The organism is Micromonospora sediminicola (assembly GCF_900089585.1).
GTDB classification, from domain to species: Bacteria; Actinomycetota; Actinomycetes; order Mycobacteriales; family Micromonosporaceae; genus Micromonospora; species Micromonospora sediminicola.
Genome location: NZ_FLRH01000003.1, coordinates 3,451,593 through 3,478,204 on the forward strand (window position 1 = coordinate 3,451,593; position 26,612 = coordinate 3,478,204).

At 75.4% G+C, this 26,612-nt stretch carries 24 protein-coding genes; 12 read left to right on the forward strand and 12 right to left on the reverse strand.

From position 1 onward, the window contains the following. Positions 1-74: 74 nt before the first annotated feature. Positions 75-2,399 (forward strand): glycogen debranching protein, encoded by a 2,325-nt coding sequence (locus tag GA0070622_RS16435; protein WP_091574109.1) that lies wholly within the window; start codon positions 75-77, stop codon positions 2,397-2,399. 25 nt (positions 2,400-2,424) lie between these two features. On the opposite strand, the gene GA0070622_RS16440 is transcribed toward GA0070622_RS16435, so the two are convergent. Then, positions 2,425-2,706: a hypothetical protein gene (locus GA0070622_RS16440; RefSeq protein ID WP_176558775.1), complete on the reverse strand. Its 282-nt coding sequence runs from the start codon at positions 2,704-2,706 to the stop codon at positions 2,425-2,427. A 12-nt stretch (positions 2,707-2,718) separates the two neighbouring features. Here GA0070622_RS16440 and GA0070622_RS16445 point away from each other — a divergent pair, with 12 nt between their 5' ends. Further along, the gene (locus GA0070622_RS16445; RefSeq protein ID WP_091574110.1) at positions 2,719-3,861 is read left to right on the forward strand and encodes an FUSC family protein; all 1,143 of its coding nucleotides are present in this window, start codon (positions 2,719-2,721) and stop codon (positions 3,859-3,861) included. A 7-nt stretch (positions 3,862-3,868) separates the two neighbouring features. Here the strand turns inward: GA0070622_RS16445 and GA0070622_RS16450 are convergent, their stop codons facing one another. Then, positions 3,869-4,858 carry a LacI family DNA-binding transcriptional regulator gene (locus tag GA0070622_RS16450; protein WP_091574111.1) on the reverse strand — a complete coding sequence of 330 codons (990 nt, stop codon included), beginning with the start codon at positions 4,856-4,858 and terminating at the stop codon, positions 3,869-3,871. 117 nt (positions 4,859-4,975) lie between these two features. Between GA0070622_RS16450 and GA0070622_RS16455 the strand changes: the two genes are divergently transcribed. Further along, entirely contained in the window at positions 4,976-6,193 is a 1,218-nt protein-coding gene (locus tag GA0070622_RS16455) for an MFS transporter (protein WP_091574112.1), read from the forward strand. An 86-nt stretch (positions 6,194-6,279) separates the two neighbouring features. After that, positions 6,280-6,612, forward strand: coding sequence for a hypothetical protein (locus GA0070622_RS16460; RefSeq protein WP_091574113.1), 333 nt, complete (start codon positions 6,280-6,282; stop codon positions 6,610-6,612). Between the two features lie 10 nt (positions 6,613-6,622). On the opposite strand, the gene crcB is transcribed toward GA0070622_RS16460, so the two are convergent. From crcB to GA0070622_RS16475, 3 genes are all read right to left on the reverse strand, one after another. Continuing rightward, positions 6,623-6,979, reverse strand: a complete 357-nt coding sequence (crcB, locus tag GA0070622_RS16465; protein ID WP_091574114.1) for a fluoride efflux transporter CrcB — start codon at positions 6,977-6,979, stop codon at positions 6,623-6,625. Next, positions 6,976-7,479: a FluC/FEX family fluoride channel gene (locus tag GA0070622_RS16470; protein WP_091574115.1), complete on the reverse strand. Its 504-nt coding sequence runs from the start codon at positions 7,477-7,479 to the stop codon at positions 6,976-6,978. Before GA0070622_RS16470 ends, crcB begins: the two co-directional genes overlap by 4 nt. Positions 7,480-7,763: 284 nt before the next feature. Beyond that, positions 7,764-8,990 carry an MFS transporter gene (locus GA0070622_RS16475; protein WP_091574116.1) on the reverse strand — a complete coding sequence of 409 codons (1,227 nt, stop codon included), beginning with the start codon at positions 8,988-8,990 and terminating at the stop codon, positions 7,764-7,766. Between the two features lie 137 nt (positions 8,991-9,127). Here GA0070622_RS16475 and GA0070622_RS16480 point away from each other — a divergent pair, with 137 nt between their 5' ends. The 4 genes from GA0070622_RS16480 to GA0070622_RS16495 all read left to right on the forward strand — a co-directional run bounded on the left by GA0070622_RS16480 (position 9,128) and on the right by GA0070622_RS16495 (position 12,028). Beyond that, complete coding sequence (locus GA0070622_RS16480; RefSeq protein ID WP_091574117.1) at positions 9,128-9,577, forward strand: MarR family winged helix-turn-helix transcriptional regulator; 450 nt, start codon at positions 9,128-9,130, stop codon at positions 9,575-9,577. Between the two features lie 119 nt (positions 9,578-9,696). Further along, positions 9,697-11,004: a phenylacetate--CoA ligase PaaK gene (paaK, locus tag GA0070622_RS16485; RefSeq protein ID WP_091574118.1), complete on the forward strand. Its 1,308-nt coding sequence runs from the start codon at positions 9,697-9,699 to the stop codon at positions 11,002-11,004. Positions 11,005-11,041: 37 nt separating this feature from the next. Further along, on the forward strand, positions 11,042-11,413 hold the full coding sequence (gene paaI, locus GA0070622_RS16490) for a hydroxyphenylacetyl-CoA thioesterase PaaI (RefSeq protein WP_091577516.1): 372 nt from the start codon (positions 11,042-11,044) through the stop codon (positions 11,411-11,413). 48 nt (positions 11,414-11,461) lie between these two features. After that, positions 11,462-12,028 (forward strand): dienelactone hydrolase family protein, encoded by a 567-nt coding sequence (locus tag GA0070622_RS16495; RefSeq protein ID WP_091574119.1) that lies wholly within the window; start codon positions 11,462-11,464, stop codon positions 12,026-12,028. Positions 12,029-12,100: 72 nt separating this feature from the next. On the opposite strand, the gene GA0070622_RS16500 is transcribed toward GA0070622_RS16495, so the two are convergent. After that, on the reverse strand, positions 12,101-14,365 hold the full coding sequence (locus GA0070622_RS16500) for an adenylate/guanylate cyclase domain-containing protein (protein WP_091574120.1): 2,265 nt from the start codon (positions 14,363-14,365) through the stop codon (positions 12,101-12,103). 189 nt (positions 14,366-14,554) lie between these two features. Here GA0070622_RS16500 and GA0070622_RS16505 point away from each other — a divergent pair, with 189 nt between their 5' ends. From GA0070622_RS16505 to GA0070622_RS16520, 4 genes are all read left to right on the forward strand, one after another. Then, complete coding sequence (locus tag GA0070622_RS16505; protein ID WP_091574121.1) at positions 14,555-17,491, forward strand: helix-turn-helix transcriptional regulator; 2,937 nt, start codon at positions 14,555-14,557, stop codon at positions 17,489-17,491. 112 nt (positions 17,492-17,603) lie between these two features. Further along, complete coding sequence (locus GA0070622_RS16510; RefSeq protein WP_091574122.1) at positions 17,604-18,374, forward strand: DUF5995 family protein; 771 nt, start codon at positions 17,604-17,606, stop codon at positions 18,372-18,374. Between the two features lie 98 nt (positions 18,375-18,472). After that, positions 18,473-18,904, forward strand: a complete 432-nt coding sequence (locus GA0070622_RS16515; RefSeq protein ID WP_245666356.1) for a hypothetical protein — start codon at positions 18,473-18,475, stop codon at positions 18,902-18,904. 63 nt (positions 18,905-18,967) lie between these two features. Beyond that, positions 18,968-21,064, forward strand: coding sequence for an APC family permease (locus GA0070622_RS16520; protein ID WP_091574124.1), 2,097 nt, complete (start codon positions 18,968-18,970; stop codon positions 21,062-21,064). A gap of 10 nt (positions 21,065-21,074) precedes the next feature. On the opposite strand, the gene GA0070622_RS16525 is transcribed toward GA0070622_RS16520, so the two are convergent. The 6 genes from GA0070622_RS16525 to GA0070622_RS16550 all read right to left on the reverse strand — a co-directional run bounded on the left by GA0070622_RS16525 (position 21,075) and on the right by GA0070622_RS16550 (position 26,345). Next, positions 21,075-22,034: a TIGR03557 family F420-dependent LLM class oxidoreductase gene (locus GA0070622_RS16525; RefSeq protein WP_091574125.1), complete on the reverse strand. Its 960-nt coding sequence runs from the start codon at positions 22,032-22,034 to the stop codon at positions 21,075-21,077. 178 nt (positions 22,035-22,212) lie between these two features. Beyond that, positions 22,213-22,419, reverse strand: a complete 207-nt coding sequence (locus tag GA0070622_RS16530) for a hypothetical protein (RefSeq protein WP_091574126.1) — start codon at positions 22,417-22,419, stop codon at positions 22,213-22,215. Between the two features lie 123 nt (positions 22,420-22,542). Continuing rightward, entirely contained in the window at positions 22,543-23,745 is a 1,203-nt protein-coding gene (locus tag GA0070622_RS16535; RefSeq protein WP_091574127.1) for a low temperature requirement protein A, read from the reverse strand. 205 nt (positions 23,746-23,950) lie between these two features. Further along, positions 23,951-24,877 carry a helix-hairpin-helix domain-containing protein gene (locus GA0070622_RS16540; protein ID WP_091574128.1) on the reverse strand — a complete coding sequence of 309 codons (927 nt, stop codon included), beginning with the start codon at positions 24,875-24,877 and terminating at the stop codon, positions 23,951-23,953. A 233-nt stretch (positions 24,878-25,110) separates the two neighbouring features. After that, positions 25,111-25,458 carry a TcmI family type II polyketide cyclase gene (locus GA0070622_RS16545; protein WP_091574129.1) on the reverse strand — a complete coding sequence of 116 codons (348 nt, stop codon included), beginning with the start codon at positions 25,456-25,458 and terminating at the stop codon, positions 25,111-25,113. Positions 25,459-25,520: 62 nt separating this feature from the next. Next, positions 25,521-26,345 (reverse strand): AfsR/SARP family transcriptional regulator, encoded by an 825-nt coding sequence (locus GA0070622_RS16550; protein WP_369700177.1) that lies wholly within the window; start codon positions 26,343-26,345, stop codon positions 25,521-25,523. Positions 26,346-26,612 lie beyond the last annotated feature (267 nt).

Genomic DNA, 26,612 nt, shown 5'->3' on the forward strand with positions numbered 1-26,612 from the left:
AAGGTCTTGCAGCAACCGGAAGTCGGCCGGCGTCCGTACGCACCATCCACCCCCGCGTCCCGTCGGAGACCGCCATGTCCAGACCCCGTCCGGTCCTCGCCCTCCTCCTCGCCACGGTGCTGGCCGCCGTGGGCCTCACCGCCGCCGCCCCACCCGCCGGCGCCGCCGTCGAAGCCCGCGCGCTCGGCGCCCGCTACGACGCCACCGGCTCGACCATCACGTTCCGGGTCCACTCGACCGCCGCCACCCGCATCGCCGTCTACCTGTACGCCACCCCCGCCGGCGCGGCCGAGAAGGTCAGCCACGTGCTGACCCGGGACGCCTCCGGCGTCTACGCCGTCACCGTCGACGTCGCCACGCTGCGCACCACCCACGGCATCACCGGCACCGTCTGGTACGGCTACCGCGCCTGGGGGCCGAACTGGCCCTACAGCAGCGCCTGGACGAAGGGCTCGGCCGCCGGTTTCGTGGCCGACGTCGACGCCGCCGGCAACCGGTTCAACCCCAACAAGCTGCTGGTCGACCCGTACGCGCGGGAACTGAGCCACGACCCGCTGCGCCCGGGCGCGACCGACGACTCGGTGTACGCCTCCGGACCGGCGTACCGGACCGTGGACAGTGGCCCGTACGCGCCGAAGGGCGCCGTGCTCGCCGCCGCCCCGACCGGCGCCACCGGCGTCAAGCCCACCCGCCCGCTCAAGGACGACGTGATCTACGAGGTGCACGTGCGCGGCCTCACCCGCGACGACCCGAGCGTGCCCGCGGCCTGGCAGGGCACCTACCGCGGCGCCGCGACGAAGGCCGGCTACCTCGCCTCGCTCGGCGTGACCGCGGTGGAGTTCCTGCCGGTGCAGGAGACGCAGAACGACACCAACGACGTCGACCCGACCGGCACCGCCGGGGACAACTACTGGGGTTACATGACCCTGAACTGGTTCGCCCCGGACCGGCGCTACGCCGCCGACCGGTCGCCGGGCGGGCCGACCCGGGAGTTCCAGGCGATGGTCAGGGCGTTCCACGACGCCGGCATCAAGGTGCTGCTCGACGTGGTCTACAACCACACCGGCGAGGGCGGGGCGCGCACCGCCGGCGGCGCGACCGTCTACGACCTGTGGTCCTGGCGTGGCCTGGACAACCCGACCTACTACTCGCTGACCGCCGACCGGCAGGCGCCGTACGACAACACCGGCGTCGGCGGCAACTACAACACCTACCACCCGGTCGCCCAGGACCTGATCGTCGACTCGTTGGCCTACTGGAAGGACACGCTCGGCGTCGACGGGTTCCGGCACGACCTCGCCACCGTCCTGGGCAACACCTGCCAGCACGGCTGCTACCGGTACAGCCGCACCGACCCGGGCACCGCGCTCAACCGCATCGTGCGGGAGATGCCGCCCCGGCCGGCCACCGGGGGCGCCGGGGTCGACTGGATCGGCGAGCCGTGGGCGATCGGCGACGGCACCTACCAGGTCGGCAACCTCCCGGCCGGCTGGTCGGAGTGGAACGGCCAGTACCGGGACACCGTGCGCAGCGACCAGAACCGGATGGGCTACGACCCGGTCACCCCGGGCCGGCTCGCCACCCGGATCGCCGGCTCCGCCGACCTCTACGGCGACGACGGCCGCCGGCCGGGCAACTCGGTGAACTTCCTGGTCGCCCACGACGGGTTCACGCTGCGCGACCTGTACGCCTGTAATGCCAAGAACAACACCCAGCCCTGGCCGTACGGCCCGTCGGACGGCGGCAGCGACGACAACCGCTCGTGGGACCAGGGCGGCGTCCCGGCCGACCAGCGTCGGGCCGCCCGCACCGGGCAGGCGCTGCTGCTGCTCTCCGCCGGCACCCCGATGCTGACCGGCGGCGACGAGGTGCTGCGCGGGGTGCGCTGCAACAACAACCCGTACAACCTGGACTCGCCGGCGAACTGGCTGAACTGGAGCCCGGACGGCAACCAGACCACGTTCCGCACCTTCACCTCGCGGCTGGCCGCGTTCCGGGCCGCGCACCCGGCGCTGCGCCCGGCGACCTTCTACTCCGCCGGTGACGGCAACGGCAACGGGATGGCGCAGCTGAGCTGGTTCACCCCGGCCGGGGCCGCGCCGGACGCCGCGTACTGGGACGACCCAAACAACCACGCGCTCGGCTGGCGGATCGACGGCACCGAGTTCGGCGACCCGGCGCCGGCGGTCTACGTCGGCTACAACGGCTGGTCCGGCGACGTGAGCTTCACGCTGCCCGCGCCCGGCCCCGGCCGGCAGTGGTACCGGGTCACCGACACCTCCACCTGGGCGGAGGGGCCGGACCAGGTGGCTCGTCCGGGCGCCGAGGTGGCGGTGGGCGGCCAGGGCACGACCTACCTGCTGCGCGGCCGGGGACTGCTGCTGCTGGTCGCCCGCTGAGCGGCGGGGCCCGGTGCGCCGGTGGTCAGCCCGGCGGCTGCCAGTCGGCGTACCGGGCCATGCCGCGCAGCGCCGTCCGGGACGGGGTCAACCGGATCGCCGTGTCGCGCAGGGCGAGCGCCACCGGGTTGCGCAGCTGCTGGCCGAACCGCGCGGTGCGCAGGGCCGCGCGGGCGACGGCCTGGGTGCGCGGTCGCCGCTGCCGGTCGTACGCGGCCAGCGCCGGCGAGGTCCGCCGCGCCGGGCACAGGCACCGCCCGCCCGACCCGGTCGGAGCGCGAGACCGGAGGATAGGTGCCGACGGCACGGGAGGTGGGCGATGGCAGCGGGAACCGGTGGCCGGACCGCGACGGCGGTCCGGGAGGCGGCCGGAAGGCTGCGGCGGGGTTGGGTGCCGGTGGTCGAGGCGACGCTGGCGGCCACCGTCGCCTGGGTCCTCGCCACCCGGATCGTCGGGCACCCGCAGCCGTTCTTCGCCCCCGCCGCCGCCCTCATCGTGCTCGGGCAGGCCCGCGGCCAGCGGATGCGCCGGGCGGTGGAGGTGGTGCTCGGCGTCGCCGCCGGCGTGCTCGTCGCCGACCTGGTGGTGCAGGCGCTCGGGCCGCGGACCACCTGGACCGTGCTCACCGTCATCCTGCTCACCGTCGCGCTGGCGGTGGCGGTCGGGGCCAGCTCGGTCACCGTGGTGCAGGCAGCGGTCTCCGCGCTCTACCTGGTGGTGGTCTCACCGCCGACCGAGTCGCTGGTCCCGTTCCGGTTCGTCGACGCGCTCATCGGCGGCGCGGTGGCGGTGGTCGCCAGCCAGCTCGTCGACGCCCGCCGGCCGCTCGCCCCGCTGGTCGCCGAGTTCCGGCACACCTTCGCCGAGCTGGCCGGCGTGCTCGACGACGTCGCCGCCGCGCTCGACGACACCGACGACGAGGCGGCCCTGGCCGCGCTGGAGCGGGCCCGGCACGCCGACGCCGGAGTGGAGCGGCTGCGGGGCGCGGTCCAGGCCGCCGGCGAGGCGCTGCGGCTCAACGTACGCCGCCGCCGGCACCTCGGCCGGCTGCGCTCGGTGGAGGGCTCGATCCGGCAGATCGACTACGCGGTCCGCAACGTGCGCGTGCTGGCCCGCGCGGCGGTCACGCTCACCCGCAGCCCGGCGCCCGTCCCGGCCGACCTCGGCGCCGCGGTACGCACGCTCGGCGACGCCGTCCGCTCGGCCGGCGACGCACTCGCCGCCGACCTCGACGGGCAGGAGCAGATCGCCGACAGCCACGCCGCCCGGGTCGACGTCGCGGCGTTGGAGGCGGTCCGGTCGGCCGGGCGGCTGTTCACCGCCGGCCCGACGCTGCCGCTCGCGATGATCATCGGCCAGGTCCGGGCCACCGCCATCGACCTGCTGCGCGGTGTGGGCGTGGACGACGACGCCACGGTGCTCAGCCGGGTCGACACGGCGGTCGGCGGGCCGGAGCGCTGAGCGCCGGTCAGGCGCTCTCCCGGGTCACCAGCGTGGACGCGAAGGCGGTCGTCGGCGCGACCGGCGCCCGGGTCAGCACGGCCGTGGCCGCGGCGGCGGCGATCCGGTCGACCGGGTGGGTCGCGGTGGTCAGCGGCGGGCTGCTCACCGCGGCGTACGGCAGGTCGTCGAAGCCGGCGACCGCGACGTCGTGCGGCACCCGCAGGCCCCGCCCGCGCAGCGCCGCGATCACCCCGAACGCGGTGGCGTCGCTGGCCGCGTAGACCGCGTCCAGCTCCGGCCACCGGCGCAGCGCCTCCAGCGCCGCCCGGCCGCCCCGGGCCGTGGTGAAGTCGCCGGTCACCACGCGCTCCGGAAGCCCCGCCGCGCGCATCAACCCCCGGTACGCGGTCACCGAACGCTCCGCGCAGACCAGCCAGCGCGGACCGGTGACCATGGCGATGCGGCGGCGGCCGGTGGCGTGGAGGTGGCGCAGCACCGCCTCGGCCCCGGCCGCGTTGTCCACGTCGAACGAGGGCACCGTCGCCGAGCCGGTGCCGATCGAGACGACCCGGCCGCGTAGCCGGGCCGGCACCGCCGCCAGCGCCGTCGGGGTGGTGTTGACCAGGATCACGCCGCAGACGCCGCGGTCGGCGCCGAGCCGGACCAGCCCCGACGGGTCGCCCAGCGGCAGCCACTCCAGCGCCACCCCGACGCCGTGCGGCGCGCACACCCGCGACGCGGCGCTCACCACCCGGTGCACGTACGGGTCGTCCAGCACCGTCCCGGCGCGGCCGATCACGGCCACCACCAGTCGTACCCCGGCGCCGCGCACCAGCGCCCTTGCCGTGACGTCCGGCACGTAGCCGAGCCGGTCGGCGGCGGCGCCCACCCGCGCCCGCGCGTCCGCCGAGGCGAAGCCGTAGCCACCGAGCACCCGGGAGGCGGTGGCCCGCGACACCCCGGCGGCGCGCGCCACGTCGTCGAGCGTGGCGGGTCGTGCGGTCGGCGTGCCCATGCCCGCATCATGCCCCGTCGGGGTCGACCGGGGTAAGGGGTGGGAGCGCTTGTGGTGGTAGCGCTCTCAGGTGTGCGATGGTCGTCGGGACCACTTCGGGGAAGGGACGACCGCACCGTGAGCAGCACCCTCGACGCACCGGCCGGGCAGCGGCCACCGGTGCCCCGGCCGGTTCTGGCCGCCCGCACCGGCGTCGCCGTCGTGTTCGCGCTCAACGGGCTGGCGGTGGCGAGCTGGTTCTCCCGGGTACCAGCGGTCCGGGAGGCGCTCGGGCTCAGCCCTGGCCGGCTCGGCCTGCTGCTGCTCTGCATGTCGGTGGGCGCGCTGCTGGCCATGCCGACCGCCGGTCTGGTCACCCAGCGGCTGGGCCCGGCCCGCACGGTGGCGGTGGCGACGCTGCTGGTCGCGCTCGGCATGACCGTGGCCGGGCTGGCCACCGGGCTGGCCGGCTGGGCGCCCGGCGTGGGGCTCGGGCTGGCCGCGTTCGGCTTCGGCTCGGGCCTGTGCGACGTGGCCATGAACGTCGAGGGCGCGGCGGTGGAGAAGCGGATCGGCCGCACCATCATGCCCCGGTTCCACGCCGCCTGGAGCCTCGGCTCGGTGGCCGGGGCCGGGCTGGGCGCCGGCGCCGCCCGCCTCGGCGTACCCATCGAGGTGCACCTGCCGGTGCTCGCGGTGCTGATCCTCGCCGGCACCCTGCTCGGCGCCCGGGCGTTCCTGTCCGCGCCGGCCGAGGCGGCCGGCGCGGGCGAGCCGGCGGCCCGCCGGCGGGCGTTGCTGGCCGCCTGGCGGGAGCCGCGCACCCTGCTGGTCGGCCTGCTGGTGCTGGTCATGGCGTTCACCGAGGGCAGCGCCAACGACTGGCTGGCGGTGGCGTTCGTGGACGGGTACGGGGTCAGCGAGGCGGTCGGCGCCGCCGTGTTCGGCGTGTTCGTGGTGGGCATGACGCTGGGCCGCACCGTCGGCACGGTCGCCATCGACCGGTGGGGGCGGGTGCCGGTGCTCTTCGGCACCATCGGGCTGGCCGCCGCCGGCGCCACCCTGGCCGTGCTGGCCGGCTCGGGCCCGCTGGCCGTGGTCGGCGTGGCGCTGTGGGGGATCGGCGCGTCGCTCGGCTTCCCGGTCGGGATGAGCGCCGCCGCCGACGACGAGGACAAGGCGCCGGCCCGGGTCAGCGTGGTCGCGGTGATCGGTTACACAGCGTTCCTCGCCGGCCCGCCGTTGCTCGGCTTCCTCGGCGACCACTTCGGGGTGCTGCCGGCGCTCGGCCTGGTGCCGCTGCTCCTGCTGCCCACGCTCGCGCTGGTCCCGGTGCTCCGCCAGCCGGCCCGCTGACGGCTCAGCCGACTCCCACCCCGCTCCCAGGCGGCTGCCAGGCCGGCGTGCTGCACTGGGACGGACGCCGAGGAGAGGAGGCGGGCATGGGCTGGTTCAGCCGACGGGCCGCCGACCCGACGACCCCGACGAAGCTCGACCGCGAGGCGAACCGGGAGGACCTGGCCCAGCTGGAGGCGTTCGTCACCAGCCGCAGCGGGGTCGAGTTCTATCTGGAACCGGAGACCACCGCCACGGACACCACGGTGGTCGCCATCGCCCACGACGGCGAGTGGATCCGCCGCCGCACCGGCTCACCCCGGGCCGCCGGCAAGATCGCGCAGCGGTACGCGGTGCCGCTCTACGAGGCGGCCCGCACCGGCTACCCGGAGCGGATGCGGGCGTGGAACCGGGCCCACCCGGAACGCCACGCCCGCTGACCCCGGCGGGTCAGAACGCCGCGACCACCGCGTAGCCGAGGAACGCCGCGCCGAGCCCGGCGACCACGCTGGCCAGCACGTTCGCGTACGCGTGCCGGCGCGCACCGGAGCGGGCCAGCCGCAGGGTCTCGTAGCTCAGCGTCGACCAGGTGGTCAGCGCGCCGCAGAAGCCGGTGCCGACCAGCGCCGTCACGCCGGGGTCGGCGGGCACGGCGAGCACCGCGCCGAGCAGCAGCGACCCGACCACGTTGACGGTCAGGGTGCCCCACGGGAAGGCCGAGTCGTGCCGGGACTGCACGGCCCGGTCGGTGAGGTAGCGCAGCGGCGCCCCGAGCGCGGCCCCGAGCGCGATCAGCAGGACGGTCACCGGGCCGCCCCGTCCCGGGCGGCGAGCATCCGGGCGGTCACCGCGTCCCCGACCGCCACCGCGACCAGCGCGCCGAGCACGGTCAGGGCCAGGTAGGCCAGCGCCGTCCCGGCCGCGCCGGCGGTGACCAGCCGCTGCGCGTCCACCGCGTACGCGGAGAAGGTGGTGAACCCGCCGAGCACCCCGACGCCGAGGAACGGGCGGGCCAGCGGGCCGGCCGGGCGGGCGGTGAGCACCGCCATCAGCACGCCGATCAGCAGGCAGCCGGTGACGTTGACGCCGAGGGTGGCCCACGGTAACCCGGTGGGCGGGTGCGGGACGGCGGCCTGCACGCCGGCGCGGGCCAGCGCGCCGAGCACGCCGCCGGCGGCGATCACGGCGAGCACCGCCGCCGGGTGCGCGGTCAGTTCACCCCGGTCCGCGGGTACGCGGAGATCGACATCCGGATCGACGCGGGACTCGGGCGGTCGTGACACGGTGCCTCCCACCAGGACGGGCATCACTGGCAGGGACCGTTGGCGTGTCCGCGGTTCTCCCGGCGCGTCCCGGGACGGCGGGCCCCACCGCCGGCTTCGTTCCCGAGCATAATCGCCCGCGTCCGGTCCCGCCGCGCCGGCGGCGCGGGACCCTCGGCGATCGTCGGCGGCGCCCGGGCCCTCTGCTGTCGTCGATCATGGAGTTGTGGCACCTCGCAAACGTCGCACGGGCGGACATCGGAGGCGCCACAAGTCCAAGATCGGCGGGCCGACCCGGACGGGGCCGGGTGGGGCGGGGTGGGGTGGGGTCAGCGGGTGGCGCCGGCCAGGTCGCGGGGGGCGGGCGTGGGGTCGTGCCGGGTGTGGCGGGCGGCGCGCTCGGCGACCAGGAGCACCGCGAGGCCGAGCAGGGTGAGCGCGGCGCCGGCCCAGATCGGGGCGGTGAACCCCAGCCCGGCGCCGATGGTGAGGCCGCCGATCCAGGCGCCGAGCGCGTTGCCCAGGTTGAACGCGGCGATGTTGGCGCCGGAGGCGAGCGTGGGCGCCTCGTGGGCGTACCGCATGATGCGCATCTGCAGCGGCGGCACGGTGGCGAAGCCGAACGCGCCCATCAGCACCAGCGCGACGACCGTGAGGGCCGGGCTCGCGGCGGTGAGCGCGAAGCCGACCAGCACCAGCGTGAGCACCGCGAGCACGGTGACCAGGGTGGTCGACAGCGAGCGGTCGGCGGCGCGCCCTCCGGCCAGGTTGCCGGCGAACAGACCGACGCCGAAGAGCACCAGCAGCCACGGCACGGTGCCGGTGGCGAAGCCGCTGACCTCGGTCAGCGTGTAGGCGATGTAGGTGAACGCGCCGAACATGCCGCCGAAGCCGAGCACGGTGACCACCAGCGAGAACCAGACCTGCGCCCGGGTGAAGGCCCGCAGCTCGCCCCGGAGCCCGCCGCCGGTGGCGGCGTCGGTGGCCGGCCCCCGGCCGGGCACCAGCAGCGCCAGCCCGGCCAACGCCAGCACGCCGATGCCGGTGATCGCCCAGAACGTCGACCGCCAGCCGAAGTGCTGGCCGAGGAACGTGCCGAACGGGACGCCGAGGACGTTGGCGACGGTCAGGCCGGCGAACATCATGGCGATCGCGCCCGCCCGGCGGGCCGGCGGGACCAGGCCGGCGGCCACCACCGCGCCGATGCCGAAGAACGCGCCGTGGCGCAGCGCCGCGACGATCCGGCCGGCGAGCATGGTGGCGTAGTCGCCGGAAAGCGCGGAGAGCAGGTTGCCGGCGATGAAGAGCACCATCAGCCCGAGCAGCACCGGCTTGCGGCGCAGCCGGGTGACCGCCGCGGTGAGCGCCACCCCGCCGACCGCGACGCTGAGCGCGTACCCGGAGATCAACCAGCCGGCGACCGACTCGCTGACCGCGAAGTCGGCGGCGACCTGGGGGAGCAGCCCCATGATCACGAACTCGGTCAGTCCGATGCCGAACGCCCCGATCGCCAGGGCCAGCAGGCCGCCCGGGAGCGCGGAGGTACGTGGTGCCATGACAGTCCATTCCATGCGTGAGAAGACAGAATGCGCGTGCAACTACCCGCGCCTGCAACGAAATAGTTGCACGCGCCTGCTACCGGCGCAAGCGTGCTAGGCTGGCGGCCGTCCAGGTCACAGCGGAGGAGGGCCGGATGGGCATCGGCGACGACGCGGTCGAGATCCGCGCCCAGGGGTGGCGCACGCTCGCTGCGCTGCACGGCCTGATCGAGACCGCCCTGGAGCGCGCCCTCCAGACCGAGCACGACCTCTCCGTCGTGGAATACACGGTGCTCGACGCGCTCTCCCGGCAGGACGGCTGGCACATGCGCATGCGGCAGCTGGCCCGCGCCGCCGCGCTCTCCGGCAGCGCCACCACCCGCCTGGTCACCCGCCTGGAGGAGCGCGGGCTGCTCACCCGGATCCTCTGCGCGGACGACCGGCGCGGCATCTACACCGAGCTGACCCCGGCCGGCTCGGAGCTGCTGGCCCGGGCCCGACCCACCCACGACCGGGTGCTCGCCGACGCGCTGGCCGAGGGCGGGCGCACCCCCGAGCTGGCCCCGCTGGTCGACGCGCTGCACCGGCTGCCGGCCGCCCGCTGAACGCGCCCGGCCCCGCCGATCCCGACGGCGCTGACCTGGCAGCACGGCCCGTACGGGCGTACGGTGATCGGCATCGCCCGGCGCGGCGGCGTCCGGGCCCGTCGCGCCAGGAGGCAACCGTGCAGGACCGCACCCCTCGTCCGGACGAGCTGGATCCCGTCGAGCGGATCGGCGTCGACGAGCTGCGGGCCCTGCAACGCGACCGGCTGCGGCACTCGCTGCGCCACGCCTACGCGCACGTGCCGCACTACCGGCGCGCGTTCGACGCCGCCGGTGCCCACCCCGACGACCTGCGGGACCTGGGCGACCTGGCCCGCTTCCCGTTCACCACCAAGGCCGAGCTGCGGGAGAACTACCCGTTCGGCATGTTCGCGGTGCCACGCGAGCGGGTCGCCCGGCTGCACGCCTCCTCGGGCACCACGGGACGCCCGACCGTGGTCGGCTACACCCGCGCCGACCTGGACACCTGGGCGACGCTGATGGCGCGCTCGATCCGCGCCGCCGGCGGTCGCCGGGGTGACCGGGTGCACGTCGCGTACGGCTACGGGCTGTTCACCGGCGGCCTGGGCGCGCACTACGGCGCCGAGGAACTGGGCTGCACGGTGATCCCGGTGTCCGGGGGCATGACCGAGCGCCAGGTCATGCTGATCCGCGACCTCGCGCCCGAGGTCATCATGGTCACCCCCAGCTACATGCTGGCCATCGTCGACGAGATGGAGCGGCAGGGCCTCGACCCGCGCGCCACGTCCCTGCGGGTGGGGGTCTTCGGGGCCGAGCCGTGGACCGAGGACATGCGTCGGGAGCTGGAACAGCGCCTGGACATGCACGCGCTGGACATCTACGGCCTCTCCGAGGTGATGGGTCCCGGCGTGGCCGTCGAGTGCGTGGAGACCAAGGACGGGCTGCACCTGTGGGAGGACCACTTCTACCCGGAGATCATCGACCCGGTCACCGGCGCGGTGCTGCCCGACGGCGAGCGGGGCGAGCTGGTGCTGACCTCGCTCACCAAGGAGGCCATGCCGGTGGTCCGCTACCGCACCCGCGACCTCACCCGCCTGTTGCCCGGCACCGCCCGCCCGATGCGCCGGATCGAGAAGATCACCGGGCGTACCGACGACATGATGATCGTGCGGGGGGTGAACGTCTTCCCGACCCAGATCGAGGAGCTGATCCTGCGTACGCCCGCCCTGTCGCCGCACTTCCAGTGCGTGCTCGACCGGCGGGACCGGCTGGACACGCTCACCGTCCACGTGGAACGGCGCGCCGGTACGGCGCCGGACGAGGCGGAGCGGGCCGGCGCGGCCCTGGCCGAGCAGGTCAAGAACACCATCGGGGTCTCCGTCGCGGTGCGGGTGATCGAGCCGGACGGGGTGGAACGCTCGATGGGCAAGATGCGCCGCATCGTCGACCAGCGGCGGGAGCGCTGAGGTGGCGGGCGACCACGGCCGCACCGCCGCGCACGACATGTTCGACGCCGACGTGGCGTCGAAGGGGCTCGGCATCGAACTCGTCTCGGCCGGCGACGGCGCCGCGGTGGCCCGGATGCGGGTCACCCCGGCGATGCTCAACGGCCACGCGATCGGCCACGGCGGCTTCGTGTTCCTGCTCGCCGACACCGCGTTCGCGCTGGCCTGCAACAGCCACGGACCGGCCACCGTGGCCGCCGGCGGCGAGATCTCCTTCCTCCGCCCGGTGCGCGAGGGCGACCTGCTGGAGGCGTACGCCAGCGAACGGGTGCGTCACGGCCGCAGCGGCATCTACGACGTCACCGTGCGGCGCGGCGACGAGGTGGTCGCCGAGTTCCGGGGGCGCAGCCGGACCATCGCCCGCGACTGACCGGCGCGCCCGACCGGGACGGGCGGCCGGTTGCGCGACGATGGGTCGATGGCCGACGTCCTGCTCCTGCACTCCGTCTACGGGCTGCGGCCCGCCGTGCCGGTCGCCGCGGACCGGCTGCGGGCCGCCGGGCACCGGGTGACCACCCCCGACCTGTACGGGGTGCCGGCCGCGCGGACGGTGGAGGCCGGGTTCGCGTTGTTCGGCGCGATCGGGCACGAGGCGGTGCTGGACCGGGCTCGCGCGGCGGTCGCCGCGATGCCCGACGAGACCGTGCTGGCCGGGTTCTCCATGGGCGCCGGCATCGCCGGGGCGCTGCTGGCCGAGCGGCCGCGGGCGGCGGCGCTGCTGCTGATGCACGGCACCGGTGGCGCGCCCGAGTCGGTCCGCGCCGGGCTGCCGGTGCGGCTGCACCTGGCCGACCCCGACGAGTACGAGACCAACGCCGAGGTGGACGAGTGGCGAGCCGCCATGGGCGACGCCGGCGCGGAGGTCGTCGTGCACCGCTACCCGGGACCGGGGCACCTGTTCACCGACCCGGACACGCCCGACTTCGACGCGCTCGCCGCCGCCCTGGCCTGGGACCGGGTCCTCACGTTCCTCGCCGACGTGTGACGCATCGGCGCCGGCCCCGGTGACGGCCGGGCCGGAGTGGCCCCGTGCCCGCTCCGACCCGGACGCACCCGCTCAGGCGGCGAGCCCGAGCGCGGCGGGCCGCTGCGACGCCGCCGTTGCCGGCCGCCGCCCCGCCCGTTCCGGCGGCCCGGTGGCCGACCCGGACCGCGCCACCGAGCCGGCCCCGAGCCGACGCACGGGCCCTGCGTCGGAGGACGCCCCGGCACCTGCTCCGAACAGCGCCACGGCAGCCGTTCCGGACCGCGCCACGGCAGCAACTCCGGACCGCGCCACGGCTGCTCGGGACGGCGCCACGGCTGCTCGGGACGGCGCCACGGCTGCTCGGGGCGGCGCCACGGCGGCCGTGCCCACTGGCATCGCGGCGTCCGGCGGCGGTGCGGCGGCCGTCGGGGGCCCGGCGCCGGACGCGACCGGCGCGGCGTACCCCGGCCGGTGCGACGCCGCCCGGATCGGCGGGACGGGCGCCGGTCGGGCCCCTCCACCCGACCGGCGCGACCGCCCCACCCCGAGCGGGCAGGTCGCCCGCCCGTCGACGTCCCCGCGGGGAACGTCGAGCCTCGACGCGGCGCCCGGCCGGCGCGTGGCGGGGACAGCCCCCGGCCGGCCGTTGGTCCCGTCGCCGCGTAGCCGCCGGGCGAAGTCGGCCCGTGCCGCGCGGGGCAACCGGTACGCGGCCATCCGGGCGACCACCGGCTCGGCGATGGTCCAGCCGCCCGCGCGGGTACGCCGGAGCAGGCCCGCCGCGGCCAGGGTGCGCAGCACCGGCCCGGCCCGGCCGGCCGCCCAGCCGAGCATCCGCTCGACCGTGGCGGGGGCGAGCGCGCCGCCCGCCGTGGCGCCGGCCATCAGCACGGCGCGCTGGGCACCGTCGAGCCGGTCCAGTCGCGCGTCCACGAGCCGGCGCGCCGCGGCGGGCACCCCGGCCGGCTCGTCGCCGGAGTCCTCGGCGGCGTACGCGGTCGCGACCGCCGGGTTGCCCCCGACCAGCGGCAGCAGCCGCGCGGCCAGCGCCGCCGGCCGGTCGGCCCGGTCGAGCAGGTGCCGCAGCAGGCGTCCGCTGTCCCGGGCCCCCAGCGGCGCCAGCCACACCCGGCGCCACCGCTCGCCCGGACCCGGTGACGGGTCGGCCCGTCCGGCGCTGTGGGTGGTGACCACCGCGAGCGCCAGCCGTCGTTCGCCGGCCGTCGCGTGCAGGTGACGCAGGAACCGGTGCAGCGCGGGCGCCGCGCGGTCCAGGTCGTCCACCGCCACCACCACCGGCGCTCCGGCGGCCCGGTCGAGCAGCAGCTCGCGGCACGCCGCCACGGCCCGGGACGCCGCGGCGGGATCGTCCGGGGCGGCGAGGAACGCGGCCAGCGCGGGGCTCGCCGCGGCCCACCCCGGGCCGCCGGCGGTGGAGCCGGGCAGCGGACGTACCGCCGGGTCCGGCGTGAGCAGCGCGCGGACCAGGTCGGCCAGCGGCGCCAGCTCCCCGTCCGGGTAGGGCGGGCAGTGCGCCACGCACCAGCGCACCTCGGCGCCGTCCACCCGGGACACCGCGCGGGTCAGCTCGTGCAGCAGCCGGCTGCGACCGCTGCCCGGCGGGCCGGCCAGGGAGATCCACCCGGGACGTCGCTCGCGCAGCGCCCGGACGACCTCGTCGGCCGCGCCGGCCAGCTCGCGCCGGCGGCCCACCAGGGGACCGTGGTGCCGGGCGGGTCGGTGCCGGGATACCCCGGTCACCCGCCACACGCCCACCGGCCCGGCCTTGCCGGCCATGGTCATCGTCGCCAGTGGACGCTGCTCGACCAGGCCGGCGACCGCGCGTCGGGTGCTCGGGCAGACCACCACCCCGCCGGGCGGGGCGTACTCCTGCAGCCGGGCGGCGGTGGTGATCACCGCGCCGCTGGCCGCCCCGTGGCCGCCGTCGCGCGCGCCGGTCAGGTCGACGAGCACCTCACCGGTCGCGACACCGACGCGGACCCGCAGCCTGGTGCCGCCCGCCGGCCGCCGGTCGAGCGCCGCCTGGATCTCCAAGCCGGCCCGCACCGCCCGGTACGCGTCGAAGCCGTCGCAGTCGTGCGCGCCGAACAGCGCCATCACCGCGTCGCCGACGTACTTCTCCACCACGCCCCGCCACCGGCGCAGCACCCCGGACACGGTGCCGAAATAGGCGCGCTGCAACGTCCGCACGTCCTCCGGGTCGAGCCGCTCCACCAGACCGGTCGAGCCGACGATGTCGACGAAGAGCACCGTGACGGTGCGGCGTTCCTCCGGCACCGGCCAGCGTGCCGCGCTGACGGCTTCCCGACTCGCCACGGGCGTGGTGATCAACATCGCACCCACCCTTTCCCTGGTCCGGTGCCTGACGACCACCGGAGACTTTCACCACCGGGTCCTCGGGGGATCGGTAGGACGACGTATGTCGACCACCCGCAACCGTTAGTCGTGTTGTCGACGCGAGGAGTACGAGTACGCCCGTAAGCCCGTAGAACGGTGCGGGGACCTGTGACTAGGCTGCGTCCCATGGCCAGCGATGTGGACACCGCACCGCTCGTCGGCCGTGTCGGGACCCTGGCGACGCTGCGGTCGGCGCTGCTCGACGACGTCGCCCCCGGGCAGACGGCCGCGGTGTTCCTCACCGGCGAGAGCGGCGTGGGCAAGACCCGGCTGCTGGCCGAGGTCGGCGAGCGGCTGCGGCAGTCGGGCGCCCTGGTGCTCACCGGCACCTGTCTGGACATCGGCGACGCCTCGCCGTTGCACCCGGTGCGCCAGGCGCTGCGCCGGCTCGACACCGACGTGGCCGAGGCGCGCACCACCTCGGCGGTCCGCGGGCTGTTGCAGGTCTTCGACGAGGAGACCCCCGGCCCGGACGGCGCCGGCGCGCTGCTGGAGCGGGTCTCACAGGGCCTGCACCTGGTCGCCGGCGGTCGGCCGCTGGTGCTCGTCCTGGACGACCTGCAGTGGGTCGACCGGAGCACCCGCCAGCTCCTGCTCTATCTGCTCGCCGGCCTGGGCGACCTGCAACTGTCAGTGCTCGCCGCGATCCGGGCCGAGTCGCTGCGCGGCGCGCACCCGCTGCGCCGGGTGCTCACCGAGCTGCGCCGGCTGCGGTCGGTGCGGGTGATCGACCTGCTGCCGCTGGACCGCGCCGGCACCGACGAGCTGGCCGCCGCGATCGTCGGTGCGCCGTTGCCCGCCGAGGCCGCCGACCAGGTGTGGCAGCGCAGCGGCGGCAACCCGTTCGTGGTGGAGGAGCTGGCCCGCGACCGGCGCGACGGCCGGGACGGGCTCTCCGACACGCTGCGCGAGGTCTTCCTGGACCGGGTCGACGCGCTGCCCCAGCCGGCGCACGCCGTGGTGCACGCGGTCGCCGCCGGGGTGGAGCCGGTCGAGCACTGGCTGCTGGCCCAGGTGGTCCGGCTGCCGGAGGACGAGCTGCTCGACGCGGTCCGCGAGGCGGTGGCGCACCGGCTGCTGGTCGGCGCCGACGACGGCTACCGGCTGCGGCACCGGTTGGTCGCCGAGATCCTCGCCCACGAGCTGCTGCCGGCCGAGCGGGCCGCGCTGCACCGCCGTTACGCCGAGGCGCTCACCGCCGCGCCGGCCGAGCTGCACCAGGCCCGGCTGGCCCACCACTGGCGGCAGGCCGGCGAGCCGGCCCGCGCGCTGCCGGCCGCGATGGCCGCGGCCCGCGAGGCGGAGCGGCTGCACGGGTACGCCGAGGCGCACCGCCACTGGTCCGTCGCGCTGGCGCTGGCCGCGACCCCGGCCCCGGTCCCGCCGGACGGCGGCCGGCCCGCACCGGTCGAGGTGGACCGCGCCGAGCTGCTCAGCCACGCCGCCGAGGCCGCACACCACAGCGGCGAGCACGCCCGGGCGTTGACCCTGCTGGAGGAGCTGGCCGCCGACGCGTCCGGCCCGCCGGCCTGCGCGCTGCACATCCGGCGGGCCCGCTACCTGGCCGCCGCCGGCCGCTCCGCCCCGGCCGAGGAGGAATACCGCCGGGTGCTGGAGTCGGCCGACTGCACGCCGCGCGAGCGGTGCACCGCCGCCGCCCGGCTGGCCGAGCTGCTGCTGCACCTGGGCCGCTACGCCGAGGCCGGCGGCCAGGCCCGGGAGGCGCTCGACCTCGCCGCCGACGTGCCCGGCTCCACCTCGGAGGTGGTGCTGGCCAGCGCCGCGCTCGGGTTCAGCGAGGCGTTCCTGGAGGACCAGACCGCCGGCCTGGCGGTGATGCGCCGGGCGCTGGAGACCGCCGAGCGTTCCGGCCGGCCGGAGGATGTGGCCTGCGCCTACCTGCACCTGGCCGAACTGCTCACCGGCCCGCTGAACATCCTCGAGGAGGGGGTGGTGGTGGCCCGCCGCGGCGCCGAACGGGTCGCCGAGCTGGGTCTCGGTCGCACCTGGGAGACCCGGCTGCTGGCCGTGGCCACCAACGGGCTGTTCCGGGTGGGGCAGTGGGCCGAGGCGGAGAAGGTCGTCGCCACCGCGTTGCGGCACCGCCCGTCCGGCGCCGACGCGGTCGAGCTGCTGCTGGCCCGGTGCCGGCTCTCCGTCGGCTACGGCGACGTCGAGGCCTCCGACCGTGACCTGGAGGCGGTCGCCACGGTGCTGGCCGGCGGTGGCGCCCGGCACGTGCTGCCGATGCTCATCCTGCGCGCCGGGCTGGCCATGTGGCAGGGCCGGCACGACCTGGCCCGGCAGGCCGTCCAGCGGGGCCTGACCGAGAGCCGCTCCGACGACGTGATCGTGCTGGCCACGCTGGCCTGGCACGGGCTGCGCGCCGAGGCCGAGGCGGCGGCCAGCCGCACGGTCGAGGTGGACCCGACCGCGGTGCGCCGGTTGCGCGAGGTGGTCGAGCGGGTGACCCGCAAGAGCGAGAAGGCCGGCGCGCCGGTGCGCTACGTCGCCGACGGCTTCCTCGCGCTCTGCGACGCCGAGCTGAGCCGGCTCGACGACGGCCGGGGCGACCCCGAGCTGTGGGGCCGGTCGGCCACCGAGTGGGACCGGCGCAACCATCCCTATCCGGCGGCGTACTCGCGGTTGCGGCAGGCCGAGGCGTTGCTGGCCCGGCGCAGCCGGGTGGCCACCGCCGGCAAGCTGCTCCGCCAGGCCCACGCGATGGCGCAGTCGCTCGGCGCGGTGCCGCTGAGCGCCGAGATCCGTACCCTCGCCGGTCGGGCCCGGGTGACCCTGGACGACGCGCCGTCGCCCGCGCCGGTGCCCCGGCCGCGGACGGCGCCGGCCGCGCCGACGGTGGACGAGCTGGCGGTGCTGACCGCGCGGGAGCGGGAGGTGCTGGCCGCGGTCGCCGAGGGGTTGACGAACAAGGAGATCGGTCAACGGCTGTTCATCAGCGAGCGGACCATCGGCGTGCACGTGTCGCACATCTTCGACAAGCTCCAGGTCCGCACCCGGGTGCAGGCCAGCGCGATCTTCCTGCGCAACCGCCCGGAATAGACGTACGTCGGCAATACGTCGTTCTACTGATCCGGCGCGTGTGCGGCGGCTGGCAGGCTGTGCCGCGGAATCGGGTGGCGTCGTGGGGGGCGCCGACCATCGTGGAGGAGAGATGACCGAACCGGTCTGGGGTCCTGTGCACCAGGACATCGTCGGGTTGCTCGCCGACCACCCCGCCGACGTGCCGGCGGTCGTCGACCATCTCACCAAGCTGCAGGACATGCTGGTCCGGCTTCCTCCGCTGGAGGCGAGCTGCCCGCTGGCCGACTTCAACAAGCTCTACCTGGTCATCACCAGCACCGTGCTCGACGGTCTCTACGAGGACCGGTTCGTCGACCCGGCCTTCCTGGCCCGGCTCGACGTGGAGTTCGCGGCGCGCTACTTCGAGGCGCTGCGGTTCTGGACCGACGCCAGCCCGAGCACGCCCAAGGCCTGGTCCTGCCTGTTCAAGCGGATGCGCGGCCCGGACGCCCGCCCGCTGCCCTCGGCCGCCGCCGGGGTCAACGCGCACATCAACTACGACCTGCCGTTCGCGTTGGTGACCACGCTGGAGAGCCTGGAGTCCGAGCCGGTCGACGGCAGCGACCAGCACCGCGACTACCTGGAGATCAACAAGATCTTCGCCGAGCGGATCCCGGAGCTGCGCCGTGGCTACCTGGACCACTGGCAGCTCATGATCGACATGGTCAACGGCGACATCGACGACTGGTACCAGGGCGAGCTGGTGGAATACACCCGGAACGTGGCCTGGCGCAACGCGCAGAAGATCTGGCGCTGCCGGCACGACCCGGACGCCCGCGAGTGTGAGCGGACGCGGTTGGACGACAACGCCGCGCTGCTCGGCCGGCTGCTGCTGTCGCCCCTCGGGGCGTTCCTGCAGTAGCCGGGACGGGGGGTCCCCGCGTCCCGCCGTCCGGGCGCGGGACGCGGGGACACCGTCCGTCGGGGTGTCGAGCCCGTCCGGCCGGGTACGACGTGGCCGTGCCGCATCCCGTCCCGACCGGCCCGCCGGGCCCGGTCCGCCGTTTCCCGTTCCGCTTCGACCCCGCGTTCCGGGCGCCGCTGGCCCTGCTCGGCGTGCGGCCCGAGACCGCCGCGGTGGAACTCGCCCCGGACGCGCTCGTCGTCCGGTTCGGCCCGTGGCGCCTGCGGACCACCCCGGGCAACGTCGCCGGTGTCGAGCTGAGCGGCCCGTACCGCTGGTGGCGGGCGATCGGCCCGCACCTGTCGCTGGCCGACGGCGGCGCGACGTTCGGCACCAGCGTCGCCGGCGGCCTCTGCCTGCGGTTCGCCGAGCCGGTGCCGGCGCTGGCGCCCGGCCCCTGGCCGCGACACCCGGCACTCACCGTGACCGTCGCCGACCCGGCGGCGCTGCGCGACGCGCTGGCTCCCGGCACTTCCGGCGGCGCTTGACCGGTTCCGCCGGGCCACGCCCCGGCCACCGCCTACCGTGATCAGGGGGCCGGAGGGGAGCAGATGGCGCAGGCAGGGGACGGGGAGCAGCCCCGGCGTACGCGGGACCGGCGGCGCGAGGCGCACGCCGCCGCCGCGGCCCGGGCGGGCCGGCACGCCGAGCACGGCGACCGGTCCGGCCGCGCGCCGGGCACGCTGCCGGAGCGGGTGGAGACGCCGGCCCGGCCGACGGCGCCGGCCGACCGCCTGCACCGCTGGCTGTTCCAGCACCGCGTCGAGCCGGTCGGCCCGGAGATACGGGAGCACCAGGCACGCGCCCACCCGTGGTGGCAGGTGATGTGCCTGACCGGCGTCGACTACTTCTCCACCCTGTCCTACCTGCCCGGCATCGCGGCGGTGGCGGCCGGCGCGCTGAGCCCGCTGGCCACCCTGCTCATCGTGGCGCTGACGCTGTTCGGGATGCTGCCGATGTACCGCCGGGTGGCCCGGGAGAGCCCGCACGGGCAGGGGTCGGTGGCCATGCTGGAGCGGCTGCTGCCGTTCTGGCGCGGCAAGATCTTCGTGCTGGTGCTGCTCGGGTTCGTCGCCACCTCGTGGATCATCACGATCACGCTCTCCGCCGCCGACGCCAGCGTGCACCTGCTGGAGAACCCGGTCCTGCCGGCGTCGTTCCCGCACGGCGCCACGGCCGCGGTGGCGGTGACCGTGGTGCTGCTGCTGGTGCTGGGCGGCGTGTTCCTGCTCGGCTTCAGCGAGGCGGTGCAGGTGGCCATCCCGCTCGTGGTGGTCTTCCTGGCGCTGAACGCGGTGGTGGTGGCCGTCGGGGTGGCCGAGATCGTCGCCGACCCCGGGCTGCTCGGCGACTGGACCGACCGGCTCACCCGGGTCGGTGGCGCGGGCGACGTGCTGACCACCAGCGTGCTCGCCTTCCCGCTGCTGGTGCTGGGCCTGTCCGGCTTCGAGACCGGGGTGAGCATGATGCCGCTGGTCCGGGGCGACGGCGACGACCCGGAGCGCCGGCTGGCGGCCCGGATCCGCAACACCCGGCGGCTGCTCACCGCCGCCGCGCTGATCATGTCGGTCTACCTGGTGGCCACCACGTTCGTCACCACCGTGCTGATCCCGCCGGAGGCGTTCCAGCCCGGCGGCGGGGCCAACGGCCGGGCGCTCGCCTTCCTCGCCCACGAACACCTGGGCGAGGCGTTCGGCACCGTCTACGACATCAGCAGCGTCCTCATCCTCTGGTTCGCCGGCGCCTCGGCGATGGCCGGGTTGATCAACATCGTGCCGCGCTACCTGCCGTCGTACGGCATGGCGCCGGAGTGGGGACGTGCGGTCCGCCCGGTGGTGCTCGTCTACACCGCGATCAGCATCGCCATCACCGTCGCCTTCCGGGCCGACGTCAACGCCCAGGCCGGCGCGTACGCCACCGGCATCCTGGCCATGATGGTCTCGGGCGCGATCGCGGTGACCATCTCGGCGCTGCGCGCCGGGCACCGGGGCGCCGGCGTCGGGTTCGCGGTGCTCACCGCCGTGCTGCTGTACGCACTCGCGGAGAACGTCGTGGCGAAGCCCGACGGCATCACCATCTCCGGGTTCTTCATCGCCGGCATCGTCGCGGTCTCGCTGATCTCCCGGGTCACCCGGACCACCGAGCTGCGCGCCGAGCGGATCGAGTTCGACGCCGCCGCCCGCCGGTTCGTCGACGAGTCCGTCGCCCGCGACCGGCGGCTGCACCTGATCGCGAACAAACGGCAGAGCGGCTCGGTCAAGGAGTACCGGGTCAAGGAGCGGGCGCAGCGGTCCATGAACCCGGTGCCGGGCGCCGCCGACGTGCTCTTCCTGGAGATCGACGTGAGCGACCCGTCCCAGTTCAGCCAGGTGCTCAAGGTGCACGGGGTGGAGGTCGGCGACTATCGCATCCTGCGGGCCAGCAGCCCGGCCGCGCCGAACGCGATCGCCGCCATCCTGCTCGCGCTGCGCGACGCCACCGGGGTCCGCCCGCACTGTCACTTCGAGTGGTCCGAGGGCAATCCCATCGCGCACCTGCTGCGCTACCTGATCCTGGGCCGCGGCGACACACCGCCGGTGGTCCGGGAGATCATCCGCAAGTCCGAGCCGGACCCGACCCGCCGCCCCGGCATCCACGTCGGCGGCTGAGCCGCGACAGCTAGCCGAGCGCGCGGACCCGGGCGAGCAGGTCGCCCGCGCAGAAGTCGAGGAAGCCGTCCGGGTCCGGGCCGGCGTTCTGCAGCACGATGTGGTCGTAGCCCGCCTCGACGTACGCCCGCGCCTTCTCCACGTGCGGCTCCGGCGCCGGGCCGACGGAGAACTGCTGCCGGATGTGATGGTCCTCGACCCAGGCGGTGGCCGCGTCGAAGTTCACCGGGTTGGGCAGCTCGCTCATCACCTTCCACCCGGTGACCGCCCAGCGGCTGGTCTCCTTCGCCGCGCGTACCGCCTGCTCCTCGTCGGTGGCCCAGGCCATCGGCACCTCGGCGTAGCGCGGGCCCTGACCGCCGGCCTCCCGGTAGTGCCCGACGATGGACGCCTTCGGCTCGGTGGCGAACAGCCCGCTGCCCAGTTCGGCGGCGAGTGTCGCGGACGCCCGGCCGCTGGCCGCGACGGCGATCACCGGCGGTTGCGCGGGCAGGTCCCACACCCGGGCGTCCTCCAGCTGGAGGTGCCGGCCCTCGTAGGACTGGTAACCGCCCTGCCAGAGCAGCCGGATGATCTCCAGCGCCTCGCGCAGCCGCTCGTGCCGGCCCCGTACGCTCGGGAAGCCCAGCCCGACCACGTGCTCGTTCAGCCGCTCGCCGGCGCCCACCCCGAGCGTGAACCGACCGTCGGAGATCAGCGCCAGGGTCGCCGCCGCCTGCGCGACGATCGCCGGGTGGTACCGGACCGAGGGGCAGGTGACCCCGGTGGCCAGGCCGAGCGTGCTGGTGCGGGCGGCGATCGCGCCCAGCGCGCTCCAGGTGAAGCAGGAGTGCCCCTGCACCTCCAGCCACGGGTGGTAGTGGTCGCTCATCTCGACGAAGTCGAAGCCGGCCTCCTCCGCGCGGACCGCCTGCCGGATGAGTTCCTGCGGCCCGAACGCCTCCGAGGCGAGCTTGTAGCCGATCTTCATGCCGGGGTTCTCCGTCCCGTCGTCAGCGGACCGCTGCCGTTCCCCCCTGGCCCCACGGCAAACCCGCACGAGCCCAGCCTCCTAGGACGCCTGACAGATGGTGCGGCTCGCGGCTCCGGGCACGGAACGGCCCGCGCTCGCCAGGCGGGCGCGGGCCGGGGAGTACGGGGGTGCCGGCCTACTTGGACGGCTCCGGGAGCTTGCAGTCGATCTTCGGGTTGGCGCCGATGTAGTTCAGCGGGCCGGCCACGATGGTGACCAGGATCGTGCCCGCCTCCGCGCAGTTGGTGTCGTCGTTGCCGTAGTAGCCGCGCTGCCCGGCGGCGATCGCGCCGATGATGAGCCAGATGACGACCAGAACGCCGACTATCGAGGTGCCGCGCATCAGTTGCCTCCACTGGGGTTGTGGTGGATTCGAGGTGGAGGGCATGTACCCCGCGCGGGTGATCCGCCAAACGGAACACCGGTGCCGGCACGGCCGATTCCGATTACCTGCCGGCGCGCTGACTCAGTGCGGCGGCGCCGGCTCCTCGGGCGGACGGCCGCGGCTGCGACGGTGGTCGGCGACGGCCACCCCGGCGAGCACCAGCATCGCCCCGACGGAGGCGTAGAGCGGCGCGAGGAACAGCGCCGCCGGCGCGATGCAGAGCAGCGCCAGAACCCCGCCGGGGCGCGACAGCGACACCCGGCTGAACACCTCGTACTCGAAGGCGGCCCGACCGGCCAGGAACAGCGCCGGGCCGCCGAGGATGATCGCCAGCCAGGCCGGCGGGGTGTGCCCGGTCGGCTCCAGCAGCACCAGGTCGAAGCCGGCCGCGCTGGTCACCACCCCGGCCACCATCAGCAGATGCGTGTACGGGGCGGTGTTCAGGAACCGGCTCGGCTGCGTCGACCGGGCGATGGCCTCCGGCAGCAGCTCACCGGACTTGTGCACGTAGATGCGCCAGAGCAGCAGCGTGGTGGCGAACGCGGTGCTGAACGCGAGGAGGTTCTCCACCTCCGAGTGGTGCAGGCTGAACACGGTGCCGGAGACCAGCACCGCGTCGCCCAGCGCGATGATGAAGAACTGCTGGTAGCGCTCGGAGAGGTGCTCGGCGGTCACGTTGCGCTGGGCGTCCGGCACAGAGCCCAGGCCGGGCACCGGATAGGCCATCCGGAAACCGAGGTAGTCGATGGCCAGTGCCAGCGCCCAGAACCACAGCCGTGCGGCGCCGTGCGCCGCCACCGCGCCGATCAGCCAGGGCACCGCCGACACCGCGAACCAGATGAAGATGCGGATGGCGCGGCGCCGGGTCTGCGGGTGGCGGCGGACGGCCGGCATGAGGAACAGGCCGCGTCCGAGATGGATCGCCACGTACGTGCCGGCGAAGACCAGCCCACGGGCGCCGAACGCCTCCGGGATGGCGGTGGTCATCAGCAGCGCGCCGAACATCACCGCCACGATGAGCAGCTTGATCTCACCGCGCTGCGGGTCGTAGAGGTCGGTGACCAGCGTGGTGATCGCCCAGGTCCACCAGATCGCCATCAGCATGACCAGTGACTGGGCGGCCCGCTCCCAGCTGACCTCGCCCATCAGGTTGCGCGAGATCAGGGCCAGCGCGACCACGTAGACCAGGTCGAAGAACAGTTCCAGCAGGGTCACCCGGCGCGGCGCCTCCGGATCGCGGACCGGCGGCCGCCGGCCGGCGGGCTCCGGTGTTCCGGTGGGCACGAGCTGCTCCTGCGGGCGGGATCGGGCGCGGCGGGCCGTCCGTCCCGGCCCTTCACCGACCGTAGCGACGCCCGTCCGTCTCCGGTCGGCTTTCCGCCATTCCGGGCAGGTGACGGGGTCCGGTACGGGACGTCGGCGGGGACGTGGGCGAACACGTCGGGCCGGCGGCGACCATCGGTCACCACCGGCCCGGTACGGGTGCGGACTACTCGCCCGCGGGCAGGACCTGCTCGGCCTCGGCGCGGGCGCCGGCGAGCACCTTCGCCTGCTGCGGCCAGGTGGCCAGCCCGGGCGCGGCCCGCAGCCCGGCGGCCTTCACGGTCTCCCGCAGCGCCGCCTCGTCCAGCTCGGCGAGCTGGCGGTAGGTGCGGATGCCCGCGTCCTGCAGCGCGGTGGCCAGCTTCGGCCCGATGCCCTGGATACGCCGGAAGTCGTCCGGCGTCGCGCCGTCCGACAGATCGTTCTCGGTCGAGGCCCGCGGCGCCGGCACCACCGCCGGCGCGGTGTCCGATCCGGTCGGTCCGGCCACCGGCTCCGCAGCGGCCACGGTGGCGGGTTCCGGCTCGGCAGCGACCGGCTCGGTGACGGCGGGCGACCGCGGGTCGGTGGTGGCGGGTTCGGCGTCGACGCCCACCGGCACGGGCTCGACGGGCGCGGAGTCCGCGGCCGGCTCGGGCGTGACCGGGGACGGCTCGGCGCTGATGCCGACCGGCTCACGGTCCGGTTCGGCCGCGGCGACCGGCTCGTCGACGGTCACGGGCTCGGCAGCGGGGGTCACGGGCTCCGACGCGGTCACGGGCTCCGCGGCGGTCACGGGCTCCGCGGCGGTCACGGGCTCCGCGGCTTCCACCGGCTCCGACGCGGTCACCGGCTCCGAGGCGGCGGCCGGCTCCGTGGTGGTCGGCGCGGCCTGGTCGGTCACGGCGGCCGGAGCCGGCGTCTCGTCGACCACCGCGGCCGGACGGGGCTCGTCGACGACGGCGGTCACCTCGGGGGCCGGGGTGGCGGCGGCGTCCACAGTGGGCGCGGAGCTGCCGGCGCCGGCCCGACGGCCGCTCACCACCCAGCCGACGACCAGTCCGATGAGCAGGGCCAGGATCACGACCAGCCACTGCCCGAAGCTCGACGGCATGGCCTACCTCCTTCTATGTGCGTGCACGACGGTCACGAGAAAACTCGGGGCAGCTTCGCACACGCGCGCACGGGGCGACAGGCAGGCCGGGGGTCGGGCGTCGACGGTGGGATCGGCCGTGTCGGCCGGTGGTCGGTGGATGACCGAGCGTGTGCCGTCGGCGATGGGGAGGGCGCCCCGGGACCTGGTGCCGTGCGGGGTCCCGGGGCGCCCCGTCCGTCGCCCGTGGCCGGTCAGCGGATCCGGTCGGGCGTGGGGGTGCCGGCGGCGTCCCAGCTGTAGAAGCAGCCGGCCACGGCGTCCCGGGGGGAGTGCCAGGTCGGCAGGTACGGCGAGGTGTGCGCGGAGAGCCGCTCGTTGACGCGTTCGTAGAGCGGGTGGTCGCGCAGGTCGGCGGCGAGGTCGGGCGCGACGTCGCCGGTCTCCATCAGGTGCACGCACAGGTCGTGCAGGTAGTAGAGGGACCGGTGCCGGATCCCGGTGAGGTGGGGCAGCTCGGTCGCGTCGGACTCGGCGAAGATCTGTGCCACCCGGCCCTGCGACCCGGGCACGATCCGGCTGACCACCAACAGTCGACTCATCGGGACCCCTCTCGCCGCGCTGCTGCTGCGTCCACGGTGCCGGCCCGGCTGTCACCTCGCCGTCACGGCGTACCCCTGGGTATTGATGGCGGTGGTGCGGCGCGTTGCGGGCGGGCGGGGCCGGCGGGCCGGCCGCGGTCGGCCCGCCGTTGCGGCGGTTCCGGCCGGCTGGCCCGGCGGATCGGGGCGAGGGTGTCGTCCAGCAGGGCCGTCATCGCCGGGGAGGGTTCCAGGCGCAGTTCGCGCAGGAGCAGGTCCCGGTAGACGTAGAAGGAGTGCACCGCCTCGAACGCGTTGCCCTCGGCCAGGTGGATGCGGACGACCAGGCGGTGCGGGGTCTCCCGCAGCGGCTCGGCCGCCATCGCCTCCAGCGCGGCCTCCAGGGCCTCGCCGTGGCGGCCGGCGGCGAGATGGTTGCCGGCCAGTTCCTCCAGCATGTGCAGGCGGAGCTGGCGCAGCCGTTCCCGTTCCAGCAGGACCCAGTCGTCGTACCAGCCGGGGAGCAGGTCGTGCCGGCCGGCGCCGGCGGCGCCCCGGGGGGTCGCGCCGTCGCGGACCCGGGCGGCGGCCACCACCAGCTCGTCCACGTCGAGGTGCACGGTCGGTCCCAGGCGTACGGTGTCGCCGTCGGTGCGCAGCGGGCAGCACGGGTCCTGGCGCAGCCGCCACAGGGCGGTCCGCAGGGAGGAGAGCGCCCGTTCCTCGGAGGTCTCGGGCCAGAGCAGCCCGGCGAGGTGGCTGCGGGTGGCGCCGGGGCGCAGCCCGATGAGGGCGATGACCCGTTGCAGGCCCCGGGGCACCACCACGGGCACGCCGTCGTGCAGCAGTTGGAAGCCGCCGAGCAGGTGCAGTGACACCCGGGGGGCGGGGTCGCCCGCCGTCGGCATCCTCGAACCACCGGACACGGCGCACCCCCCTGCACCGGAACAATTCGTCCCGACCGTCCTGTGTGTTGCCCGGCTCTGCTCGCCCGCGACCCCGGTGTCGGAACGTTCCGCCTCGGCCGGAGAGGTCCGTCGCGGCCGGGCTGACCGAGACGAAGAATATCAACGCCTGTTACTCTCAGTCAACGGCCCGCAACATCGATGACAGTCCGTAACTGACTCGTAAGTCGCCCGTGATCTGCGAAAAAGTGTCGCCAACGAGAAGCGGAA